At 73.3% G+C, this 6,353-nt stretch carries 8 protein-coding genes; 3 read left to right on the forward strand and 5 right to left on the reverse strand.

Annotation, left to right across the window (positions count from 1 at the left end):
• Window positions 1-63: 63 nt before the first annotated feature.
• Both dtd and ACIRG9_RS04325 read right to left on the reverse strand, forming a co-directional pair.
• On the reverse strand, window positions 64-486 hold the full coding sequence (dtd, locus tag ACIRG9_RS04320; protein WP_402849893.1) for a D-aminoacyl-tRNA deacylase: 423 nt from the start codon (window positions 484-486) through the stop codon (window positions 64-66).
• The gene (locus ACIRG9_RS04325; RefSeq protein WP_402849896.1) at window positions 486-1,970 is read right to left on the reverse strand and encodes a methyltransferase; all 1,485 of its coding nucleotides are present in this window, start codon (window positions 1,968-1,970) and stop codon (window positions 486-488) included. The genes dtd and ACIRG9_RS04325 overlap by 1 nt, the downstream gene beginning before the upstream one ends.
• 184 nt (window positions 1,971-2,154) lie before the next feature.
• Between ACIRG9_RS04325 and ACIRG9_RS04330 the strand changes: the two genes are divergently transcribed.
• Window positions 2,155-3,375: a S8 family peptidase gene (locus tag ACIRG9_RS04330; protein WP_402849899.1), complete on the forward strand. Its 1,221-nt coding sequence runs from the start codon at window positions 2,155-2,157 to the stop codon at window positions 3,373-3,375.
• 105 nt (window positions 3,376-3,480) lie between these two features.
• Entirely contained in the window at window positions 3,481-4,056 is a 576-nt protein-coding gene (locus ACIRG9_RS04335; RefSeq protein ID WP_402849902.1) for an HhH-GPD-type base excision DNA repair protein, read from the forward strand.
• Window positions 4,057-4,087: 31 nt separating this feature from the next.
• On the opposite strand, the gene ACIRG9_RS04340 is transcribed toward ACIRG9_RS04335, so the two are convergent.
• Together ACIRG9_RS04340 and ACIRG9_RS04345 are read right to left on the reverse strand one after the other, a co-directional pair.
• Entirely contained in the window at window positions 4,088-4,399 is a 312-nt protein-coding gene (locus tag ACIRG9_RS04340; protein ID WP_402849905.1) for a hypothetical protein, read from the reverse strand.
• Window positions 4,389-4,700, reverse strand: a complete 312-nt coding sequence (locus ACIRG9_RS04345; RefSeq protein ID WP_402849908.1) for a hypothetical protein — start codon at window positions 4,698-4,700, stop codon at window positions 4,389-4,391. Before ACIRG9_RS04345 ends, ACIRG9_RS04340 begins: the two co-directional genes overlap by 11 nt.
• 108 nt (window positions 4,701-4,808) lie before the next feature.
• Here ACIRG9_RS04345 and ACIRG9_RS04350 point away from each other — a divergent pair, with 108 nt between their 5' ends.
• Complete coding sequence (locus tag ACIRG9_RS04350) at window positions 4,809-5,165, forward strand: DUF3099 domain-containing protein (RefSeq protein WP_402849910.1); 357 nt, start codon at window positions 4,809-4,811, stop codon at window positions 5,163-5,165.
• Between the two features lie 97 nt (window positions 5,166-5,262).
• On the opposite strand, the gene ACIRG9_RS04355 is transcribed toward ACIRG9_RS04350, so the two are convergent.
• Window positions 5,263-6,156 carry a carbohydrate kinase family protein gene (locus ACIRG9_RS04355; protein WP_402849912.1) on the reverse strand — a complete coding sequence of 298 codons (894 nt, stop codon included), beginning with the start codon at window positions 6,154-6,156 and terminating at the stop codon, window positions 5,263-5,265.
• Window positions 6,157-6,353: the final 197 nt, after the last annotated feature.

Genomic DNA, 6,353 nt, shown 5'->3' on the forward strand with positions numbered 1-6,353 from the left:
AAGTTTGCGTCGGGTTCGCGCGGAGTCCGGACGCAAACCTCTTGATCAACCGCACAATTGGGGTCAGAGGTCCAGGAGGAGGGTGCGGGGGCCCACGTTGACGCTCTCGACCAGCATGTGGGTGCGGAAGCGGCCGGTCTCGACCGTCCCGCCGCGCTGGCGGAGGGCCTCGACGACCGCGCTCACCAGCGGTTCGGCCTGCTCGGCGGGGGCCGCCGCCGTCCAGGTCGGCCGCCGGCCCTTGCGGGCGTCGCCGTAGAGGGTGAACTGGCTGACCACCAGGATCGGCGCTCCGGTGTCGGCGGCGCTCTTCTCGTCGTCCAGGATGCGCAGCTCGTGGATCTTGCGGGCCATGGTGGTCGCCACCTGCGGGGTGTCGGCGTGGGTCACGCCGAGCAGCACCAGCAGCCCGTTGCCGATCTCGCCGACCACCTCGTCGCCGACGGTCACCCTGGCCCGGCTGACCGTCTGCACCACCGCCCGCATCAGCCCGTCACCGGCTCGACGATGCCCCGCTCGACCAGGTGCGCCACGATCGGGCCGGCCGCCTCGGCCAGCTCGTCGGGTGTGACGTCGTGCGCGGCGGCGAGCAGGGCGAGCTGGTCGCGCAGCGGCAGCCGGCCGTCCGCGCCGCCGACCAGGGCGAGCACCAGCGGGTCGATCTCCTCGGTCCAGCGGAGCCCGTGCGGCATGGCGAGAACCTGCCGGTCCACCGCCCAGCCCTCGTCGCCCATGGTGGCCTCCTGCCGCAGCTGGAGCCCCTCGGCGGCCCGGTAGCGCGCGGCGAGCAGCCCGTCGGTGTCGCGGGACCGGAGCCAGTCCTGCCGGTCGAACCACTCGGCGATCCGGTCGCCCATCGGCGGTTCCACCCGCTGGCGCAGGTCCTCCACCCGGACGACCGGCCGGTCGCTGCCGGACCGGCGCAGCGAGACGATGCCGAAGCCGATCGCCTCCACCTTGTGCGCGTCGAACCAGTCCAGCCAGGCCGCCATCCGCTGCGGGTCGGCCGCCTCGCCGACGTCGGTCAGCCACAGGTTCACGTACGCCATCGGGTCGGCCACCTCGCGCTGGAGCACCCAGGCGTCCAGCCCGGTGCCGGCGAACCAGCCGGCCACCCGCTCGTCCCACTCCTCGCCGGCGACGTGCACCCAGTTGGCCAGGTACTGCATCGTGCCGCCCTCGGTGAGCAGGCGCGGGGCGGCGGCGGCCAGCTCCGCACCGATCGCGTCGCCGACCCGGCCCGAGTCCCGGTAGACGTGCGTGGTGGTGCCGGGACCGACCACGAACGGCGGGTTGCTCACCACCAGGTCGAACCGGCGACCGGCCACCGGGGCGACCATGTCCCCGCGCAGCAGCTCCCAGTCCTGGCCGTTGAGCGCGGCGGTGGTGGCGGCGAAGCGCAGTGCCCGCTCGGAGACATCGGTCGCGGTCACCCGCCGGGCGTGGGTGGACAGGTGCAGGGCCTGTACGCCGGAACCGGTGCCCAGGTCGAGCGCGGTCTCCACCGGGCGGCGAACGGCGGCGCCGATCAGCGTCTGGGTGGCGCCGCCGATGCCGAGGACGTGCTCGCTGTGCAGCGGCTTCCCGGGTCGGGCGCTGGCCGGCACGTCGGCGAGCACCCACCACTCGTCGCCGTACGGTTCGAGGTCCACGCCGGCGCGCAGGCCGTCGGCGTACCGTTCGACGATCCCGCCGGCGACGGCCTCCTCGATCGTGAGCGGGGCGAGCGCGGCGGCCACCGCCGCCTCCGGCTCGGTCTGGTCGCAGATGAAGACCCGGATCAGCGTGGCGAGCGGGTCGCGGTCCTCGGTGGCGCGCAGCGCGGCCCGGAAGTCGTTGCGGGCGACCCCGCCGGTGGCCTGCGAACCGAGCCGGTCCGCGATGCCGTTGGAAGTGAAGCGCGCCCGGGTCAGCGCGGTCCGCAGCGCGTCGACGCCGGTGGGGGAGAGCAGCATGTCTTGACGATCCACATCGCCATCCTGCCCTCCCGGTGGCGTCGATCGGCCGGCACCCGCGACTTCCATACCGCAAGCCTCATACATTCGCCGTGATTACTTTTATCGACTTCGATGTATGGCTAGCATCTCCCCCAACATCCGCCGATGGGTGCCCCGGTGGCCACGAGCCCGGGCGTGCCCGGTAGGGAGCCAGAGAATGTCCGACGTGTCCGTGCCCCGGCGGCGCGCGCTCCGCGCGCTCGCCATCGCGGCAACCGCCGCGGCCCTCTCCGCCGCCGCCTCCACGCCCGCCCTCGCCGCCCCCACCGGCGACATTCGCTACGCCGCCGCCACCGACGCCGTCAGCGGCAGCTACCTGGTGGTGCTCAAGAGCGACACCGTGGGGTCCGTCAACAGCCTCGCCGCCAGCGCGGCGGTCCCGGACCGCGCCGCCGGGCTCGCCAAGCGCTACGGCGGCTCGGTCGGCACGGTCTGGAGCGCCGCGCTGACCGGCTACAGCGCGAAGATGAGTGAGGGCCAGGCCCGCCGGCTCGCCGCCGACCCGGCCGTCGCGTACGTCGAGCAGGACCGGGTGGTGACCGTCCAGGCCACCCAGACCGGTGCGACCTGGGGGCTGGACCGGATCGACCAGCGCAACCTGCCCCTGAACGGCAGCTTCACCTACCCGAACACGGCCTCGAACGTGCGGGCGTACATCATCGACACCGGCATCCGGATCACGCACAGCAACTTCGGTGGCCGGGCGAGCTGGGGCACCAACACCGTGGACAGCAACAACACCGACTGCAACGGCCACGGCACGCACGTCGCCGGCACGGTCGGCAGCAACACCTACGGCGTGGCCAAGGGCGTCCGCCTGGTCGCGGTCAAGGTGCTCAACTGCTCCGGCAGCGGCACCACCGCCGGTGTCGTGAACGGCGTCAACTGGGTCACCGCGAACGCCGTGAAGCCGGCCGTGGCCAACATGAGCCTCGGCGGCGGTGCCAGCACCACCCTCGACAACGCGGTGGCCAACTCGGTCAGCTCCGGCGTCACGTACGCCATCGCGGGTGGCAACGACAACGCCAACGCCTGCAACTACTCCCCGGCCCGGGTCTCCTCCGCGATCACCGTCGGCGCCACCACCAGCACCGACGCCCGTGCCTCCTACTCCAACTACGGCTCCTGCGTGGACATCTTCGCGCCGGGCTCGTCCATCACGTCGACCTGGAGCACCAGCGACAGCGCCACCAACACGATCAGCGGCACCTCGATGGCCACGCCACACGTGGCCGGCGCGGCCGCGGTCGTGCTCGGCGCCAACCCGTCGTACACCCCGGCGCAGGTGAAGAGCTACCTCACCAGCAACGCCACCAGCGGCGTGGTGACCAGCCCCGGCAGCGGCTCGCCGAACCGGCTGCTCTTCGTCGTCAACTGACGACCCGCCCGGTACGCGGCCCGGTGGACCCCCTCCACCGGGCCGCGTCGCGTCGTCGCGGGGAGTCGGCGTGGCGGGCGGCGGCCCGAGCGGCAGGATGGAGGCATGACGCTCTCCCTGCCCATCGACCCCGAGGCCAACGCGCTGCTGGCGCGCAGCCCGCTGGCGCTGCTCCTCGGCATGGTGCTCGACCAGCAGGTGCCGATGGAGAAGGCATTCTCCTCGCCGTACGTCCTCGCCCAGCGGCTCGGCCACGAGCCGGACGCCCGGGAACTGGCCGGCCACGACCCGGAGGCCCTGGTCACGATCTTCGCCCAGCCGCCGGCCCTGCACCGGTTCCCCAAGGCCATGGCGGCCCGGGTCCAGGAGGTGTGCCGGGTCCTGGTCGAACAGTACGACGGCGACCCCGCCGGGCTCTGGTCCGACGTCACGGACGGTCGTGAACTGCTGCGCCGGGTCGGCGAGCTGCCCGGCTTCGGCACGCAGAAGGCGCAGATCTTCGTCGCCCTGCTCGGCAAGCGGTTCGGCATCGCCCCGGACGGCTGGCGGGAGGCCGCGGGCGGGTACGGCGAGGCCGAGGCGTACCGCTCGGTGGCGGACGTGACCGGCCCCGAGGCGCTGCGCCGGGTCCGGGAGTACAAGCAACGAATGAAGGCCGAGGCGAAGGCCGCGAAGGGCTGACCCGCCCCGCTCGCCCCGGCCGTCGAGCCGGTCAGGCGGCGGTGGGACGGGACAGCGAGGCCAGCGCCCGGCGTACGTCGGCGAGCGAGACGGTCGCCGAGTCGTCCAGGTCGGCCAGCCCGGCCTCGATCCACTGCCGCATCAGCGTGGTCACCCCGATGCCGCGTGCCTCGGCGGCGGCCCGGACCCGTTCGTACGTCTCCAGCGGCAGGCGGACCGAGCGGCTGACCATCGGCACGTCGGTGTCGGGGGTGGGCAGCTCGGCCGGCTGTGTCTCGTCGATCAGGTCGGCGAGCGCGTCGCCGCCGTCGTGGAACCGCTTGGTGGCCTCGTTACGGTGCATCGTGACCGCCTCCTCGTCGGCGTGATCTCCGCACCGCGTCGTCGTAGCGCTTGGCCTCGACGTTGCTCAGTTCGCGGGCGGAGAGGATGTCCCAGTCGTTGTCGGTGCCGTCGGCCTCGGCCAGCAGCACGGCGAGGCGCCGCCCCCGGTGGTCGGTCGCGTAGACCACCATGACGTCGTCCCCGAGATGCCGGATGACCCGTCGCGTGCTGTGCAGGGCCTCCCAGACTTCCCCGGGCGTGACGTCGTAGACCCGCAGGTTGGCCAACGCCTCGTCGGTGAAGCTGAACCGGTTGCCCACGGGCGGAGCGTACCACGCGCGTAACACGTGCCCAGGGTGCGAGGAATTTGGGCGATCAACGGACCCGGGTGTCAGGATGAGGGGTAATCCCCTCGAGGAGGTCCTGTGGTGAAGCGTCAGGCATACCAGCCGATCCTGATCACCGACGCCTCGCGCAGCCAGGACGATCAGCTCAACAGCCGGCAGAAGCGCTACGTGCTGATGATGGGCATCCGGGTCGCGTGCCTGGTGGCCGGTGCGATCCTGGTCGGCGCGAAGGCACCCCTGCTCTGGCTCTGGCTGCCGCTCTGCGGCATCGGGATGGTGTTCATCCCGTGGCTGGCGGTGCTGCTGGCCAACGACCGCCCGCCCAAGGAGCAGCACCGGCTCGCCAACAAGTTCCACCCCCGCGGCCACGACGAGGCCCCACCCAAGGCGCTCCCCACCGAGGAACACACCCACAAGGTCATCGACGCCGAACCCTGACCGCACCCGCACCGGCCGGGAGCTTGCACTTCGTGCCCCGCTCGAACCGGACGTGGCCGGGCCGTAAGTGCAAGATCGCCGTAAGCGGCGGCGGGCGTCAGGGCCGGGCGCCGACGGAGGAGACGGCCAGGGCGCCCAGATCGCCGGCCCGGGAGAGAGCCGCCCGAGGGCCCGCGCCGGCAAGCCAGGAGGTGAGCAGGCCCGCGGCGAAGGCGTCACCGGCGCCGGTGACGTCCACCACGGGCACCCCGCGGGCCGGTGCCGCCTCGACCACCCCGGTCCGGTCCACCCAGACCGCGCCGGCCGCGCCCCGCTTGACCACCACCCGCCGGGCCACCGCGGTCAGCGCCCGCCCCTGCGCCGCCGGGTCCAGCCCGCCGGCCAGGACCGTCGCCTCGTCGGTGTTGACCAGCAGCAGGTCGACGTCGCGTACCCAGGCCAGGAAGTCCGCCGCGCCGACCCGCCGCAGCGGTGCCGCGGAGGCGGCGTCCACGCTGGTGGTCAGCCCGAGCTCGCGGGCGGCGGCCAGCGCGCGCAGCCCCGCGTCGCGCGACCCGGCGTCCAGCAGGGTGTACGCGGACAGGTGCACGTGCCCGGCGTCGGGCGCCGCCGCCAGGGCCCGGTCGACCTGCGCGGCGGTGAGCCGCAGGTTCGCCCCGCGCTGGCTGATCATCGTGCGCTCCCCGTCGTGGGCGAGCACGATGACGGTCCCGGTCGGGTAGCCCTCGTGGCGTTCCACCACGCAGGCCACCCCGGCCCGTTCCAGCTCGGCCACCCGGTCGCGGCCCGCCTCGTCGTCGCCGATCGCGGCGGCCAGCGTGACCTCCGTCCCCAGCGCGGCCAGCCAGGCCGCCGTGTTGGCCGCCTGCCCGCCGCCGCTGAACCGGATCCCGGCCGCGGTGTCCGAACCGGTCGCCAGGGGGCCCGAGAGCACCGCGACCACGTCGGTGATCACGTCCCCGACGACGACGATGCGGGGCGCCCGGCTCACGGCGTCACCTCGGCGCACCGGTGATTCGCTCGCGGACGCTTGCTCATGCCGCCACCTCGCTTCGCTCGGCGCCAGCATGAGGCACCATGGCGCTGCATCGATGATTCGCTCGCGGACGCTTGCTCATGCCGCCACCTCGCTTCGCTCGGCGCCAGCATGAGGCACCATGGCGCTGCATCGATGATTCGCTCGCGGAC

Source organism: Micromonospora sp. NPDC093277 (genome assembly GCF_044765245.1).
Lineage (GTDB): Bacteria > Actinomycetota > Actinomycetes > Mycobacteriales > Micromonosporaceae > Micromonospora.

Bases quoted from the DNA above. Each gene is read 5' to 3' on its own strand.
- ACIRG9_RS04335 (WP_402849902.1), top strand. From the start codon at position 3,481: ATGACGCTCTCCCTGCCCATCGACCCCGAGGCCAACGCGCTGCTGGCG.
- ACIRG9_RS04340 (WP_402849905.1), bottom strand. From the start codon at position 4,399: ATGCACCGTAACGAGGCCACCAAGCGGTTCCACGACGGCGGCGACGCG.
- dtd (WP_402849893.1), bottom strand. From the start codon at position 486: ATGCGGGCGGTGGTGCAGACGGTCAGCCGGGCCAGGGTGACCGTCGGC.
- ACIRG9_RS04330 (WP_402849899.1), top strand. From the start codon at position 2,155: ATGTCCGACGTGTCCGTGCCCCGGCGGCGCGCGCTCCGCGCGCTCGCC.